The organism is Sandarakinorhabdus limnophila DSM 17366 (genome assembly GCF_945882885.1).
In the GTDB taxonomy this organism is placed as follows: domain Bacteria; phylum Pseudomonadota; class Alphaproteobacteria; order Sphingomonadales; family Sphingomonadaceae; genus Sandarakinorhabdus; species Sandarakinorhabdus limnophila_A.
In genome coordinates this window covers 1-13750 of record NZ_CAMCWT010000056.1, presented here as the reverse complement: position 1 = coordinate 13750, position 13750 = coordinate 1, and the positions used below count along the sequence as shown (strand labels likewise).

Annotated in this window: 16 protein-coding genes and 1 pseudogene; 11 read left to right on the top strand and 6 right to left on the bottom strand. The window is 64.4% G+C overall.

What is annotated here, in order from left to right; genetic code table 11:
* Positions 1 to 938: DUF2853 family protein (locus Q7O19_RS11255; RefSeq protein ID WP_303810614.1), on the top strand; the 938-nt coding region annotated here is incomplete at its 5' end.
* Positions 939 to 954: 16 nt separating this feature from the next.
* Here Q7O19_RS11255 and Q7O19_RS11250 read toward each other — a convergent pair.
* Positions 955 to 1470, bottom strand: a complete 516-nt coding sequence (locus Q7O19_RS11250; protein ID WP_303810613.1) for a GNAT family N-acetyltransferase — start codon at positions 1468 to 1470, stop codon at positions 955 to 957.
* A 92-nt stretch (positions 1471 to 1562) separates the two neighbouring features.
* Between Q7O19_RS11250 and Q7O19_RS11245 the strand changes: the two genes are divergently transcribed.
* On the top strand, positions 1563 to 2795 hold the full coding sequence (locus Q7O19_RS11245) for an MFS transporter (protein ID WP_303810612.1): 1233 nt from the start codon (positions 1563 to 1565) through the stop codon (positions 2793 to 2795).
* Between the two features lie 4 nt (positions 2796 to 2799).
* Here Q7O19_RS11245 and purC read toward each other — a convergent pair whose 3' ends face one another.
* Positions 2800 to 3609, bottom strand: coding sequence for a phosphoribosylaminoimidazolesuccinocarboxamide synthase (purC, locus tag Q7O19_RS11240; RefSeq protein WP_303783072.1), 810 nt, complete (start codon positions 3607 to 3609; stop codon positions 2800 to 2802).
* A gap of 198 nt (positions 3610 to 3807) precedes the next feature.
* Here purC and Q7O19_RS11235 point away from each other — a divergent pair, with 198 nt between their 5' ends.
* The 4 genes from Q7O19_RS11235 to Q7O19_RS11220 are packed head-to-tail and all read left to right on the top strand — an operon-like array spanning position 3808 to position 5463.
* Positions 3808 to 4125: a DUF1476 domain-containing protein gene (locus Q7O19_RS11235; protein ID WP_022678732.1), complete on the top strand. Its 318-nt coding sequence runs from the start codon at positions 3808 to 3810 to the stop codon at positions 4123 to 4125.
* Positions 4125 to 4355 (top strand): BolA family transcriptional regulator, encoded by a 231-nt coding sequence (locus Q7O19_RS11230; RefSeq protein ID WP_303810610.1) that lies wholly within the window; start codon positions 4125 to 4127, stop codon positions 4353 to 4355. The genes Q7O19_RS11235 and Q7O19_RS11230 overlap by 1 nt, the downstream gene beginning before the upstream one ends.
* Positions 4356 to 4383: 28 nt before the next feature.
* Positions 4384 to 4716, top strand: a complete 333-nt coding sequence (grxD, locus tag Q7O19_RS11225) for a Grx4 family monothiol glutaredoxin (protein ID WP_022678734.1) — start codon at positions 4384 to 4386, stop codon at positions 4714 to 4716.
* A gap of 36 nt (positions 4717 to 4752) precedes the next feature.
* Positions 4753 to 5463, top strand: coding sequence for a hypothetical protein (locus tag Q7O19_RS11220; RefSeq protein ID WP_303810608.1), 711 nt, complete (start codon positions 4753 to 4755; stop codon positions 5461 to 5463).
* On the opposite strand, the gene Q7O19_RS11215 is transcribed toward Q7O19_RS11220, so the two are convergent.
* Both Q7O19_RS11215 and hemF read right to left on the bottom strand, forming a co-directional pair.
* Positions 5460 to 6092: a GNAT family N-acetyltransferase gene (locus Q7O19_RS11215; RefSeq protein ID WP_303810607.1), complete on the bottom strand. Its 633-nt coding sequence runs from the start codon at positions 6090 to 6092 to the stop codon at positions 5460 to 5462. The genes Q7O19_RS11220 and Q7O19_RS11215 overlap by 4 nt on opposite strands.
* Entirely contained in the window at positions 6089 to 6943 is an 855-nt protein-coding gene (gene hemF, locus Q7O19_RS11210) for an oxygen-dependent coproporphyrinogen oxidase (protein ID WP_303810606.1), read from the bottom strand. Before hemF ends, Q7O19_RS11215 begins: the two co-directional genes overlap by 4 nt.
* Before the next feature lie 215 nt (positions 6944 to 7158).
* Here hemF and petA point away from each other — a divergent pair, with 215 nt between their 5' ends.
* The 5 genes and pseudogenes from petA to Q7O19_RS11185 all read left to right on the top strand — a co-directional run.
* Positions 7159 to 7725, top strand: a complete 567-nt coding sequence (gene petA / locus Q7O19_RS11205) for a ubiquinol-cytochrome c reductase iron-sulfur subunit (protein WP_303810605.1) — start codon at positions 7159 to 7161, stop codon at positions 7723 to 7725.
* An 11-nt stretch (positions 7726 to 7736) separates the two neighbouring features.
* Positions 7737 to 9041: a cytochrome b/b6 gene (locus tag Q7O19_RS11200; RefSeq protein WP_303810603.1), complete on the top strand. Its 1305-nt coding sequence runs from the start codon at positions 7737 to 7739 to the stop codon at positions 9039 to 9041.
* Between the two features lie 12 nt (positions 9042 to 9053).
* Positions 9054 to 9872 carry a cytochrome c1 gene (locus tag Q7O19_RS11195; protein WP_303810602.1) on the top strand — a complete coding sequence of 273 codons (819 nt, stop codon included), beginning with the start codon at positions 9054 to 9056 and terminating at the stop codon, positions 9870 to 9872.
* A gap of 71 nt (positions 9873 to 9943) precedes the next feature.
* Positions 9944 to 10480 carry an adenine phosphoribosyltransferase gene (locus Q7O19_RS11190; protein WP_303810600.1) on the top strand — a complete coding sequence of 179 codons (537 nt, stop codon included), beginning with the start codon at positions 9944 to 9946 and terminating at the stop codon, positions 10478 to 10480.
* A 146-nt stretch (positions 10481 to 10626) separates the two neighbouring features.
* A pseudogene (locus tag Q7O19_RS11185) lies at positions 10627 to 11346 on the top strand (CHAD domain-containing protein); the annotation flags it as partial.
* 9 nt (positions 11347 to 11355) lie between these two features.
* Here Q7O19_RS11185 and Q7O19_RS11180 read toward each other — a convergent pair.
* Together Q7O19_RS11180 and Q7O19_RS11175 are read right to left on the bottom strand one after the other, a co-directional pair.
* Positions 11356 to 11682, bottom strand: coding sequence for a DUF6481 family protein (locus Q7O19_RS11180; protein ID WP_022678744.1), 327 nt, complete (start codon positions 11680 to 11682; stop codon positions 11356 to 11358).
* Between the two features lie 11 nt (positions 11683 to 11693).
* Positions 11694 to 13750: molybdopterin-dependent oxidoreductase (locus Q7O19_RS11175; protein WP_303810596.1), on the bottom strand; the 2057-nt coding region annotated here is incomplete at its 5' end.

Below are 13750 nucleotides of genomic sequence, written 5' to 3'. Positions count from 1 at the left end.
TGCGCAATCGCGACTCCTCGCTGGTTTCGTTCACCGACCCGGCCGAAACCGACCGCGTCAAAGCCAATTTCCTCCGAAAGAAACTGGGCCTGACCGACCCCGATTCCGTGCTCGACTCAGCCATCGCCGCCGTTGGTGAACGCATGAAGGCGGACACCACCAGGAACCGCGTGACGGTCTATTACCTTTTGGCCAGCCATTTCGGCCGGCTCGAGGATTTCCGCCCCAAGAACAAGGGCGGCAAGGCCGTTGACGAGGAACTGCCGCTGGCCGCTGCCGCCATTCCCGTCGCACCGCCACCACCGCCACCACCGCCACCACCGCCGCCGCCGCCTGTGCAGCCGGTGATGGCAGCCGTACCGCCGGTTGCCCCGGTTCGCCGCTCTGCACCACCCGCGATCGGTCTTGGCGGCCTTTGGCCGATCGCAGCCGCTTTGCTCGTCTTTGGCGGCGTCGGCGCACTGATCGTTGGCGGCTCCGGCAAGCGAGCGGCCGCGCCGATGGCTGTCGCCGCGGTCGTGCCGGCCGTGCTGCCTCCAGCCGGGGCTGGCGTCACCGAGCAGGTTGTCGATGGCCGGCCACAGGTGTCGATCTATTTCGATACCGCAAAATCGGACATTTATCCGAATTTCGAAGCCCGCACTGAAGGGCTGCGCAAGTGGCTCGCTGAAAATCCGGGGCATCACCTCGAGATCTCGGGTTTCAATGATCCGCGCGGTGATGCTGCCTTCAACGCTGCGCCCTCCAAATCGCGTGCTTACGCCGTGCGCGGCGGGTTGGTGGCGCTTGGCGTGGCCGCAACGGACATTGATCTGGTCAAGCCAGCCGACACCAACGACCGCATCGACAGCCTGGCCCAGGCCCGGCGGGTGGACGTGACGATTGTGGACGGCCCAGTGCCTGAAGGGGAAGCGGCGACGGAGCCGACACCGCCCTGATTTTGTGAAGAAAGACTCAGGCCAGGCGCTTGGTATAGAAAGTGGTGGGCGCCATTTCGCCGTCCGGCATCAAGGCATAGGCCGGGATGTCGCCCACCTTTTCCCAGCCAGCCCGTTCATAAAGCCGCGCCGCCGCCGAACCGCTGATCGTGTCGAGCACCAATGTCGTGCGCCCCTGCGCCATCGCCAATGCTTCCACCGCCGCCAGCAACGCTGCGCCCACCCTGCGGCTGCGCGCCCGCTTTGCCACCATCATCTTGGCGATATCGGCGCGATGCGGCTGGTTGGGCATGGCGGCGGGCACCAGGCTTACCGTGCCGGCAACGCCACCGTGATCCAGCGCTACCAATATCTGCACCTCGCCCTGCGCCGCCGCCGCCAGCCGGCCTCGCCACCAGGCCAGTGCGCCAGCCTGATCAAATCCAGCCATGAAGCCGATGGAAGCGCCGTCGGCCACAGCCTCCACCATCAAGGCGGCAAAACCCGGCAACAGCGCGGCATCAGTGTCCGGATCGAGCGTTCGAATGATCATGCTCGCTACGATGCCAAAGCGTTGCGCGCCGATCCAGTGGCCGGTTGACGGCCCAATTTGCGGCCGCCACTGTGACGTCTGGGGAGAAATTGATGCTGTCAGGTCCGTTGCGCTGGGCGATCATCCTGATCGGGGCCGCCATTGCGCTCAACTACATCGATCGCGGTGCGGTGAGCGTGGCGGCGCCGCTGATAAAGGACGAATTCGGCCTCACCAACGAGCGTTACGGCGTCATCGTTTCCAGCTTCTACTGGACCTATGTTCCCGCACTGGCGCTCGCCGGCTGGCTCGCCGACCGCATGAGCGTGCGTCTGCTGATGGCGCTGGGCGTTGCCACCTGGGCGTTGGCCACCATCGGCATGGGCTTTGTCGTCACCGGCCTGGCCGGCGGCGTCACCGGCCTGCTGCTGCTGCGGCTTCTTATGGGTCTGGGCGAAGGCGTGGCCTTCCCCTGCGGATCGAAACTCATCGCGCGAGTGCCGGAAGGTGCACGCGGGCTGGCGAATATCTCGCTGTCCGGCGGCCTCGCGTTGGGGCCGCTGATTGGCACGCTGGCCGGCGGTGCCATGATGCAATTGTGGGGCTGGCGGGAGATGTTCATCGTCTTCGGCCTCGCCACTTTGGTGTGGCTGGTGCCGTGGTGGCTGGCCCGCCGCGGCATCGAGGAAGGCGAGGGGCGTCATGTAGAAACGCCTGAAAACGCCGCACCGCTTGCCGCCGTGCTGCGCCAGCCGACCTTCTGGGCCGTTACCTTGCTGCACCTGGCCGGTACCTTCGCGCTCTATTTCATCGTCGGCTGGCTGCCGCTGTGGCTGGTCAAGGCGCGCGGCTTCTCGATCCTCGACATGAGCCTGCTCACCTCGGTCTTCTACGTCGCGCAGATCGCCGGTGGCACGCTGGGCGCCTGGGCGATTGACCGGGCAATCCGCAATGGCGGCGATGGCTCCAAGTGGCGGCGGCGGATGCTGTTCTGTTCTGTGGCGGCCTGCGTGACGGGCCTGCTGCTGCTGCCCGATATCGAGGGCTGGCTGCCGCTGATCACTCTTATCGCCATCACCGGCTTCGGCTATGGCCCGGTGCCCAATCTGTTGTTCGTCATCGGCCAAACGATGGCTGGTCCGGCGTCGGCCGGGCGCTGGGTGGGGGTGCAGACAAGTTTGGGAAATCTGTCGGGCGTGATCGGCCCCGTGATGACTGGCATCATCGTCGATGCCGCCGGCTATCGCCCCGCCTTCATCATCACCGCTGCCATCGTTGGCACCGGCACGCTGATTTTCGGCCTTGTGGTGCGGCGGATCGAGCCGGTGCGCTGGGCACCGGCTTGATACGTCACTCGGTCGGCGTCGGCTTGTCCTTGCCCGAAGTCTGGCTCCTGGCTTTGCGGTGCTCATCCAGGTCGAGCACGGCCGGCTCGTCTTCGGTCAGCAGGCCAAGGCGGCGCGCGACTTCCTGATAGGCTTCCACTTCGCCGCCCAGATCGCGGCGGAAACGGTCCTTGTCCATCTTGTCGCCGGTCTTCATGTCCCAAAGGCGGCAGCCATCCGGGCTGATCTCGTCGGCCAGGATGACACGGGCAAATTCGCCATCGAACAGCCGGCCGAACTCCAGCTTGAAATCCACAAGGCGGATGCCGACGGCGGCGAACATGCCGGCCATGAAGTCATTCACGCGTATCGCCATGTCGGCGATGTCATGCATCTCGTCTTGGCTGGCCCAGCCGAAGGCGGCGATATGTTCGTCGCTCACCAGCGGATCGCCCAGCGAATCATCCTTGTAATAATATTCGATGATGGTGCGCGGGAGCTGGGTGCCTTCCTCGATGCCGAAGCGCTTGGCGATGCTGCCGGCGGCAACGTTGCGCACCACCACTTCGATCGGGATGATCTCCACCTGGCGCACCAGTTGCTCGCGCATGTTGAGGCGGCGGATGAAGTGGGTGGGGATGCCGATCATGCCGAGCAGCGTGAAGACATGTTCGGAAATGCGGTTGTTCAGTACGCCCTTGCCGCTGATCGTGCCCTTCTTCTGGGCATTGAAGGCGGTGGCGTCATCCTTGAAATACTGGATGATGGTGCCGGGTTCCGGACCTTCATACAGGATCTTGGCCTTGCCTTCGTAAATCTGGCGGCGGCGGGTCATGGCAAACCTTTCGAAGGCGGCGCGGCCAGCCCGGTGCAGGGCAGGTCGCGGCTTAAATTCAACAGCACCGGAACAGGCTAACACGGCCCTCCTGCGCGGGCGAGTGGCCATAGCGGCAAAGAAGACGAGATACAATCATTGATCAGGCGGCCGTGCTTACCTATTTGGGGTGGGATACCCGCCTGGGAGCAGCATGACATGACCACGTTCGACGATCGCCAGAAAGCCTTTGAAACCAAGTTCGCCCATGACGAGGAAATGCGTTTTCGCATCCTTGCCCGCCGCGGCAAGCTGATCGGCCTGTGGGCGGCGGAAAAGCTGGGCAAGGATGGCCAGGCCGCCGACGATTATGCCAAGTCAGTGCTGCTGTCGGATCTGGAAATCCCCGGTGATGACGACATCATCGCCAAGTTGCACGGCGATCTGGCCGGGCTGGGCGTTGGCGTGAACGACATCAAGGCGATGCTGGCCGAAAAACTGGCCCAGGCCGAAGCCCAGATCAGCGGAGCCGCCTGATGCCGATGGCTGCAGCCGACATCGAAGCGGCGATTCTGGCGGCGCTGCCCGGTGCGCAGGTGGAGATCACCGATCTGGCCGGCGATGGCGATCATTATGCCGCGGTGGTGACAGCGCCGCAGTTCACTGGCCTCTCAAGGGTTGCGCAGCAGCGGCTGGTGTATAATGCTCTTGGCGGCCGCATGGGGGGTGCGCTCCATGCTTTGAAATTGACCACGGTCGCGGCGTGAACAGCCCGGCCAAGAAGGATTCCTCCCGATGACCAACCCAGTCCACGAACGCATTGCCGATCTGGTGAACAGCAACGATGTCGTGCTGTTCATGAAGGGCACGCCCTTCTTCCCGCAGTGCGGCTTTTCCTCCACTGCCATTGCCATCCTTGAACGGCTGAACGTCGCCTTCGAAGGCGTTGATGTGCTGGCCGATCAGGAAATCCGGCAGGGCATCAAGGAATACAGCGACTGGCCGACGATCCCGCAGCTCTACATCAAGGGCGAATTCGTTGGCGGCAGCGATATCATGATGGAAATGTTCCAGGCCGGCGAATTGCATACCCTGGTGGCCGAAGCCGGCGTCAAACCGGCGGCCTGATCCGGCCGGAATACCGTGGCGGGAAGGAGGCCGACAATGCAACGTCTGTCGGCCGCCGCCCTGTGGGACACGATGTCCACCGCCGTACGGGCAGATCTGCCGCGGCTGTTTTTCCTGGTGGCGCCATTCGCGTTGCTGCCGGCGGTGGCGGTTGAACTGTTCGGCCCGCCTGCACCCACCAGCCTTGACGCAATCAGCAATCAGCAAACGCTGTGGCGACTGGCCGTGCCCAGCCTGATCGCCGCGTTCGGCCAGCTTGCTGCCACCCATCTGGTGCTGCGCGGCAATGCCACGCCCCGTGAAGCGCTGGCCGCGGCGCTGGCGGCGTTTCCAGTTTATGCGTTGGCTCAACTGGCCGGCTCGTTGCCGATTGGGCTGGGCCTGTTGCTGCTGGTCGTACCCGGCTTGTGGTTGTTCGCCCGGCTGCTGTTTCTTTCGGGTGCTGTGGTGCTGGCCGAAGGTGGCACGCCCTTTGCGCTGCTGCGCCGCAGCTGGGCCTTGAGCGAGGGGCAGGGCCTGCAATTGACCCTGTTCCTGGTGTTGGGCCTGTTCGGTGTGATCGGCATCGGCATATTGGCCGAAGGCGCGGGCGCCGCGCTGGACGTGGTGGCGCGCTCCGGCGGGCTGGCGTCGGTGGGGCGCTTCCTGCACGCGCTGGTGCCCGCCATCGGCAATTGTCTTGTCACCGTCGGTGTCGGCGGGGCCAGTGCAGCCGCCTATCGCCAATTGGCCGCACCGCTGCGCTAGGTATCGGCGCGCAGCAGAGGCACCGCCGGCGCCGTTTCGGGCGGGTACAGCCCGCTGGCGCGTGGATCTGCATAGATCTCGACCAGCCGCTCATAAGGGCGGAAACCGTGGCGCTGGTAAAAGGTCAGTGCGCCCGGATGATCAAGATCGCAGGTGTGCACCCAGACGCGGCGGATTCCCTCCCGCCACGCCCGTTTCAGTGCGTGGCCCATCAGCCAGGCCCCGTGGCCGCGCCCGGTCAACTCCGGGACCAGGCCGAAATAGGCCAGCTCGCATTCGCGGTCGCCGCTGAAATCCAATTCCATCAGGCCCTGCGGCGTGCCGTCCCGCCGTGTGGCGACATGCACCTCCAGCGTCGGCGCGTTCAACGTCGCGGCCAGCGTTTCGTCATCCATCACCAGCCGCCCGCGCCACAGCCAGGGCTGACCGATGGCGCGGAACAGCGCGCGATAACGCGCAAGATCCACGGGCGCCGTCCAGCGCTCCAGCTTCAACGCTGATTTCACCGGCACAACCGGCGCCGGCGGCGCAGTCATTTCGAGGCAAGTGACGATGGTGGCAATCTGACCGGCTGGCACCGCGATTACCCGCGATGCCACCATGCTGCCGCCACCTGGCCGCTCGCTCATTCCCAGATCGCGAGCGGCGGCAGGCTCATCAGGATGGCATCGGTGTTGCCGCCGGTCTTCAGGCCGAAGGTGGTGCCGCGATCATAGACGAGATTGAACTCGGCATAGAGGCCGCGGTACTTCAGCTGCTCGATACGCTGCGCTTCGCTGAAATCCTGGTGCATCTTGGCGCGCACCAGCTTGGGATAGGTTTCCAGGAAGCAGCGGCCCACGTCTTGTGTGTAGGCAAAGTCTGCCGCCCAGTCGCCGCTGTTCAGGTGATCATAGAAGATGCCGCCCACGCCGCGATGGCGGTTGCGATGGGGCACCCAGAAATACTCCTCCGCCCACTTCGAATGTGCCGGATAATAATCCGGGCTGTGCCGATCGCATGTCGTCTTCACGGCGGCATGGAAGGCGGCGGTTTCAGCTGCATCGGGCAGGGCAGGGTTCAGATCGACCCCGCCGCCAAACCAGCGCTTCGTCGTGACCAGCATCCGCGTATTCATGTGCACTGCCGGAACCAGCGGGTTGGCCGGGTGGATCACCAGGCTGAGCCCGGTGGCAAAGAAGCGCGGATCTTCGGCAGCGCCGTTGATCTGCTTGGCGAAATCCGGGTTGAACTCGCCATAAACGGTGGAAATGTTGACCCCGGCCTTTTCGAACAGCCGACCTTTCATGATGCCCATTTCGCCGCCGCCACCTTCGCCGCCGCTGTGGTCGCTCCGGTTCCACACCCGCTTTTCGAAGCGGCCGGCGTCACCGGGAAAGGTAGATTCATCCTCCAGCTGTTCCAGCATCGCCCAGATGCTGTCGCGAAGGGAACGGAACCAGGCCTGGGCGGCCTTCTGCTGGTCATCAAGCTCGATCATGGCCAAGCTTTAGACAGGCTTGGCGTGGCGGGAAACCCCCAACTGCGGCCGGCGCACACAACCAAGCCTTACTGGATTGTCATATCCGCGCCAAAATGTCCGAGGGCGCCGGGGCTTTTCTCCGTTGCGTTGCGGCATCGGCTTGTCTATTCGGACCCTTCATGCAGGCAGGCTGAGCGCTTGTCAGTCGTGCATCAGATTGCGGAAGGGGCAAGATGGCTAGCGAAGTGCGGCAGGCGACTGCCGAAGATCTCGGTCCCGGTGGCGAACACCGCCGTGATTTTCTCTACGTGGCGACGGCGGCCTTTGCCGGCGCCGGCGTCGTGCCGGTGGCCTGGAGCCTCGTCAACCAGATGAACCCGTCCGCGGACGTGTTGGCACTGGCATCTATCGATCTCGATCTGTCGGCAGTGCAGCCCGGCCAGGCCATCAAGGCCAGCTGGCGTGGCAAGCCGATCTTTGCCCGGCACTTGACGCCGGCAGAGATCGCTGATGCCAAGAAGGTGGACGTTTCCACTCTGCGTGACCCGCAGAAGCTGGAAGACCGCACCAAGCCAGGCAGCGAGCAATGGCTGATCACGCTGGGTGTTTGCACCCACCTCGGCTGCGTGCCGCTCGGCGCAGCCGAAGGCGAAGCCAAGGGCGAATTCGGCGGGTATTTCTGCCCCTGCCACGGCTCGCACTATGATGCGGCCGCGCGCATCCGCAAGGGCCCGGCACCCAAAAACCTGGAAGTGCCGCCCTACGCCTTCAAGTCGCCCACCGCTGTGACCATTGGCTGAGGAGCAAGAGCATGAGCTTTCCCTGGGCAAAACAATATCAGCCGACGAGCGAAGTCGGCAAATGGATGGACGAGCGCCTGCCGCTTGCCCGCTTCGTTCATGGTGCTTTGGGGCCGGGTTATCCGACGCCGAAGAACCTGAACGCTTTCTACAACTTTGGCGTGCTTGCTGGTGTGGCGCTGGTGATCCAGATCATCACTGGCGTGGTGCTGGCCATGCACTTTGCCGCCGACACGCGCGTCGCCTTTGATTCGGTCGAGCACATCATGCGCGACGTCAACGGCGGCTGGATGATCCGCTATATGCACGCGGTCGGCGCCAGCTTCTTCTTCGGTGTCGTCTATATCCACATCTTCCGCGGCCTCTATTACGGATCGTACAAGCCGCCGCGTGAAGTGCTGTGGATGCTCGGCCTCGTTATCTTCCTGCTGATGATGGCCACCGCGTTCATGGGTTATGTGCTGGTATGGGGCCAGATGAGCTTCTGGGGCGCAACGGTCATTACCGGTCTGTTCTCGGCCTTCCCGGTCGTGGGCACCTACATCCAGACCCTGCTGCTCGGCGGGTTCTCGCCGGACAACGCTACGCTCAACCGTTTCTTCTCGCTGCACTATCTGTTGCCGTTCGTGACGTTCGGGGTCATCATCCTGCACGTCTGGGCGCTGCACATCCCGGGTTCGAACAACCCTACCGGTGTGGACGTGAAGTCGGAAGCGGATACCGTGCCGTTCCATCCCTATTACACGGCCAAGGATTTCGTCGGTCTCGGGATCTACCTGATCCTCTTCGCGGCCTTCGTGTTCTTCATGCCGAACAGCCTGGGTGAGCCGGACAACTATATCCCGGCCAACCCGCTCTCGACGCCTGCCCACATCTTGCCGGAATGGTATTTCTGGCCCTTCTACGCCATCCTGCGTGCCTTCACGACCGACTTCCTGGGCGTGCCGGCCAAGCTGTGGGGCGTGCTCGCGATGTTCGCTTCGATCTTGCTGCTGTTCCTGCTGCCCTGGCTCGATACATCGCCGGTGCGCTCGAACAACTATCGTCCGCTCAGCCGCCTGCTGTTCTGGGTGTTCGTGGTGGTGGCTGTGGTGCTGGGCGTGTGCGGCGGCAAGCCGGCGGAAGAACCCTGGGTGCGCTTGTCCCAGGTCCTCACCGCCTATTATTTCGCCCATTTCCTGATCATCCTGCCGATCGTCTCCAAGCTGGAGAAAACTAAGCCGCTGCCGGGTTCGATCTCGGAAGCCGTGCTGGCCAAATACGGCAGCAAGTCAGGTGGCGGTGACGCTGCGCCCCTCGCGCAGCCGGCCGAATAAGGAGTCATATACATGATCCGTCTCGGCGCACTTGCCGTTGGCCTGTTGTTTGTCGTGAACGTCCTGTGGGGAGCCATCGCTCCCCGCGAGGCGGCCTCGCCCGACATGACCAAGGAACTCCACAAGCATCCCAAGCACATGGAATGGGCCCATAATGGCCCGGGCAATCTGGGCGTGTTCGGCACGTTCGATCGTGCCCAGCTGCAACGCGGCTTCCAAGTGTACAAGGAAGTCTGCGCGGCCTGCCACTCGATCAACCGCGTCGCCTTCCGCGACTTGGCCGATCTTGGCTACAACGAGGGCCAGATCAAGACGATTGCTGCCGAATATGACGTGGCCGCGATCGACTCGAACGGTGAGCCGACCACCCGCAAGGCGACCGGTGCTGACAAATTCCCGCTGGTCTATGCCAACGAAGCGGCTGCCCGCGCAGCTCAGAACGGTGCCAATCCGCCGGATCTGTCGCTGATGACCAAGGCTCGCCCGGATGGCACCAACTATGTCTATTCGCTCCTCACCGGCTATTCCGGTGATGTGCCGAAGGGCTGGGTGAAGCCGGACACGCTGTATTACAATCCCTATTTCCACAGCATCAACATCGCCATGCCGCCGCCGCTCGCGGCTGATGGCCAGGTGACCTATTCCGATGGCTCGCCCGCGACCACCGATCAATATGCGAAGGACGTGACCGCCTTCCTGACCTGGACGGCGGAACCCAAGCTGGAAAACCGCAAGGAAACCGGCATGGCGGTGATCCTGTTCCTGATCATCATGACCGGGCTGGGCTATCTGTCGTACCGCAAGGTTTGGGCCGACATCAAAAAGGCCTGATTTGGCAGTTTGCGTGTTGCAGGGAGGCGGCCATCCGGCAGGATGGCCGCCTTCTGACGTTTTGAGGGTTTTTGACGGTGAATGAAGACTTGAAGGCGCTGGTGCGCACGATTCCCGATTATCCCAAGCCGGGGATCATGTTCCGCGATATCACCACGCTGCTGCTGGATGGGCCGGGATTTGCCGCCGCCATCACCCGCATGGCTGCAAGCCTTGCAACGCTGCCCGATCTGATCGCCGGGATCGAGGCGCGCGGCTTCATCTTTGGGGCGGCCCTGGCCCGCGAACTGGGTGTGGGGCTGGTGCTGCTCAGAAAGCAGAACAAGCTGCCCGGGCCCGTTTCGGGCGTGGATTATGCGCTGGAATATGGCCAGGATCGCATCGAGATGCACGATGATGCCGTGCCGGCCGGCAGTCGTATCTGCCTGGTTGATGATCTGATCGCCACCGGCGGCACTGCCCTTGCCGGGGCACAACTGCTGCGCGGCGCCGGCTCCGTGGTGACACAGGCGGCCTTTGCAATCGATCTGCCCGATCTGGGCGGCACCCAGCGGCTGCGCGAGGCCGGCATCACCCCCCACAGTCTGATGGCGTTTTCTGGCCACTGATCCGGCTTATGCTTGTCCCGGCGAATGGTGCGGGGTAAGGGCAGATGGACCGCGAACGGAAAGGGCTGCTGGATCTGGGTGGAACCGATGCGGTATTGCGCGCCGTCGTCAGCGCCTGCCTCGGCTAGTGCCGCCGCAGTGAGGCGCAATTGCTGGCCACGCTGGATGGCGAAACCCTGCACCAGATGCGGGTGAGCCTGCGCCGGCTGCGATCGGCACTGCGACTGTTCCAGCCACTCACTGGCCCACAGCTGGCGCTGGAAGCGGGGCTGCGCGACCTGTCGGGCGCATTGGGTGCTGCACGCGATCTGGATGTTCTGCTGGCGCGGGCCTCGCCGGGCCCGCTGCACGACAAGCTCTCAGCCGCGCGGGATGAAGCCTTCGCCCACGCGATGGCTGCACTGCACGCCGCCTCCACCCGGGCCATGCTGCTCGACCTGTCGGAATGGATTGTGCTGCACCCACCACTGCCGGCGGACGATGCACGCGATCACGCCGCCCGCCAGCTTGATTGCTACCGGCGCAAGGTGAAGAAGGTTGGGCAGGCGTTGGTGGATGGCGATGACGCAGCCCGCCACCGGCTGCGCAAGCGCGTGAAGCGGCTGCGCCATGCCTGCGAACTGTTCGGCAGCCTGTTTCCGGCACCCGGCCGGCGAGCGCGCTTCATGTCGGCGCTATTGCCCCTGCAGGATGCACTGGGTGCCTTGAACGATCTGCTGGTGGCGCAGGCGGTGCTGGCCCGCATCGGCAGCAGCCGTGTGCGCGGGGCTGCTGCGCTGACTGGCCAAACCCAACGCCCGGCGCTGCTGGCCACAGCCGTGAAGGCCCACGAACAGGTGATGACAGCGCCGCGGTTCTGGCGCTGAAGCGGCTGGTTAGCGGATGCGCTGCTTGCGGGCGGCGTAGCGGGCGTCGCGGGCGGCCTTCTGGGCGGCTTCGCGGGAAATGGCTTCCAGGCGCTGCTGTTCGGCCTGCTTCTCGCGCTGGGCTTCCTTGACCTTTTTTTCTTCGGCCATTTGGCGGGCGCGTTCGGCGCGGGCGACCTTGGCTTCGGCTTCCTTCTGGGCGCGCTTTTCGGCGCGCGCACGGGCCGCGGCAATGGCTTCATCGCTTGGCGCAGCGGCTTTGAATTTTTCCAGCTTGGCCAGCTTGGCTTCGGCGGCGGTCTTGGCGCGGTCTTTGTGATCGGGGAGTTTAAACATAGAGCGCCACTTTAGCCGCTCGCGGCCTCTGCTGCAACCGCGAAGGCAGGGCTGATCCTGACCGGCGTGCCCACCAGCGCCGCCGTTCCCGACAGCACGTCCAGCCGTGTGCGCAGAGTCAGATCATTGTGGCTCACCCCCGGCCGCAGCGTTGCCACCGACTGGCGCACACCGGGCCGGGCATGGCCAAAACCATGGGGCAGGGAAATGACGCCGGCCATGATCTCGTCCGTCACCCTGGCCGGCGCCTCCACCGTGCCGGCGGCGCTGCTGATCTGCACCAGCGCGCCATCGCCGATGCCGTGTTCAGCGGCATCCTGGGGGTTGATCAGCACGATGCACTTGTCCGGTCCCTTGGCTAGGCGCGGGGCGTTACCAAGCCAGCTGTTGTTGCTGCGGATATGACGGCGGCCGATCAATACCAGGCCGGGCTCGGGTTGCTCCTTCAGCCACGCGGCAAAGCGTCCGGTGAAATCGTCGATTACCGGTTCAGGTGCGCAGCGGATGGTCTTGCCAGGCGTGAACAGCCGCTCTGGCAAGCGTGGCACATGCGGGCCCAGATCAAGCCCGTGCGGATGCGCCATGACGTCCGCCAGGCTCCGCCCGCCCTTTTGCAACATGCGATCGAGCTGTTCGCGCGGCTGCACCGGTGGCGGCAAGTTGATGCCTTGCGCAGCGGCCAGCGCCTGCGCCAGTTCGGCCACCACTTCCCAATCGCGCTTCTGCCCTGCCAGTGGCTCCCACAGGCCAGGCGAGAACTTGGCGAAGTTGCGGAAGGCAATGGCGGCCAGCAGCAGCGGATAATGATCCTTGGCCAGCGGCGGGCAGGGCGGCAGAATGTAATGCGCCTTGCGTGATGTTGCTGTGATCATCGGATCGATCGAGACCATCAGTTCCAGCCTGTCGAGCGCCGCATCCAGTGCGCCGCCATCCGGCACTGAGAGCACCGGGTTGCCGGCAATCACTACCAGCGCCTTCACCTGGCCTTCTCCGGGTGTGGCAATCTCCTCGGCGAGGCTCGCCGCCGGGAACTCACCCATCACCTCCGGATGGCCGCTCACGCGGCTGAAGAAGCGCCCGCGGCTGCCGGGGCCGGAACTGCCGGCAACATCCACCGCCGGCGATGAGAACATCACGCCGCCCTCGCGGTCGAGATTGCCGGTGGCGATGTTAAGCAGGTTGATCAGCCAGTGCGCCAGCGTGCCGAACGGCGCCGTGCTCACGCCGATGCGGCCATACACGGCGGTGGGCTGGCCATTGCCGAGCTCGGCGGCCAGCGCATGGATGGCAGCAACCTCCCAGCCGCAGGCGCGGGCGAGATCGGTGACCGTGAACTGGCGAAGCGCCGGCCACGCCTCGTCCCAGCCCTCCAGCATCGGCGCCAGCCGGCCGGGGTTCACGAGTCCGGCGTCGTCCAGCGCCAACAGCAGCGCCGCCAGCAGGGCCGGATCGCTGCCGGGGCGGATGAAATGATGGGCGTCCGCAATGCCCGCCGTTTCGCTACGGCGCGGATCGATCACGGTCAGGCGGCCGCCGCGCGCCTGCATTTCGGCGATGCGGCGCTTCACGTCGGGCACGGTCCATACGCTGCCGTTCGATGCCAGCGGATTGCCGCCAAGGATCACCAGGTGCTGCGTGCGTTCGATATCGGAAATCGGGAACAACGCATTGTGGCCATAGAGAAAATATTGCGCCAGCTGGTGCGGCATCTGATCGACGGTGGAGGCCGAATAAACCCCCCGAACCCCCAGCGCCTTCTTCAGCGCGCCGGTCTGCATGCCCAGCGCGAAATCATGTGCGGTGGGGTTGCCAACAAAGAGCGCTGCCGCGCCGCCCGCAGCCTTGATGGCAGCGAATTTGGTACCGATTTCCGCAAGCGCCGTTTCCCACTCCAGCGCCACCCAGTCTTCACCCACCCTCTTCATTGGACTGGTCAGCCGGTCGGGATCTGCTTCCAGATCGGCAATGGCATTGCCCTTGGGGCAGATATGGCCGCGCGAGATCGGATCGTCGGAGTCGCCGCGTATACTGACGACGCGGCGGCCGTCGGTTTCGATCAGCAATCCGC

Coding starts and splice junctions, on each gene's coding strand:
- purC (WP_303783072.1), bottom strand. CDS start 3,609: ATGACCCGCCGCCGCCAGATTTACGAAGGCAAGGCCAAGATCCTGTAT.
- Q7O19_RS11215 (WP_303810607.1), bottom strand. CDS start 6,092: ATGAGCGAGCGGCCAGGTGGCGGCAGCATGGTGGCATCGCGGGTAATC.
- grxD (WP_022678734.1), top strand. CDS start 4,384: ATGACCAACCCAGTCCACGAACGCATTGCCGATCTGGTGAACAGCAAC.
- Q7O19_RS11250 (WP_303810613.1), bottom strand. CDS start 1,470: ATGATCATTCGAACGCTCGATCCGGACACTGATGCCGCGCTGTTGCCG.
- Q7O19_RS11245 (WP_303810612.1), top strand. CDS start 1,563: ATGCTGTCAGGTCCGTTGCGCTGGGCGATCATCCTGATCGGGGCCGCC.
- Q7O19_RS11220 (WP_303810608.1), top strand. CDS start 4,753: ATGCAACGTCTGTCGGCCGCCGCCCTGTGGGACACGATGTCCACCGCC.
- Q7O19_RS11200 (WP_303810603.1), top strand. CDS start 7,737: ATGAGCTTTCCCTGGGCAAAACAATATCAGCCGACGAGCGAAGTCGGC.
- Q7O19_RS11235 (WP_022678732.1), top strand. CDS start 3,808: ATGACCACGTTCGACGATCGCCAGAAAGCCTTTGAAACCAAGTTCGCC.
- petA (WP_303810605.1), top strand. CDS start 7,159: ATGGCTAGCGAAGTGCGGCAGGCGACTGCCGAAGATCTCGGTCCCGGT.
- hemF (WP_303810606.1), bottom strand. CDS start 6,943: ATGATCGAGCTTGATGACCAGCAGAAGGCCGCCCAGGCCTGGTTCCGT.
- Q7O19_RS11230 (WP_303810610.1), top strand. CDS start 4,125: ATGCCGATGGCTGCAGCCGACATCGAAGCGGCGATTCTGGCGGCGCTG.
- Q7O19_RS11180 (WP_022678744.1), bottom strand. CDS start 11,682: ATGTTTAAACTCCCCGATCACAAAGACCGCGCCAAGACCGCCGCCGAA.
- Q7O19_RS11195 (WP_303810602.1), top strand. CDS start 9,054: ATGATCCGTCTCGGCGCACTTGCCGTTGGCCTGTTGTTTGTCGTGAAC.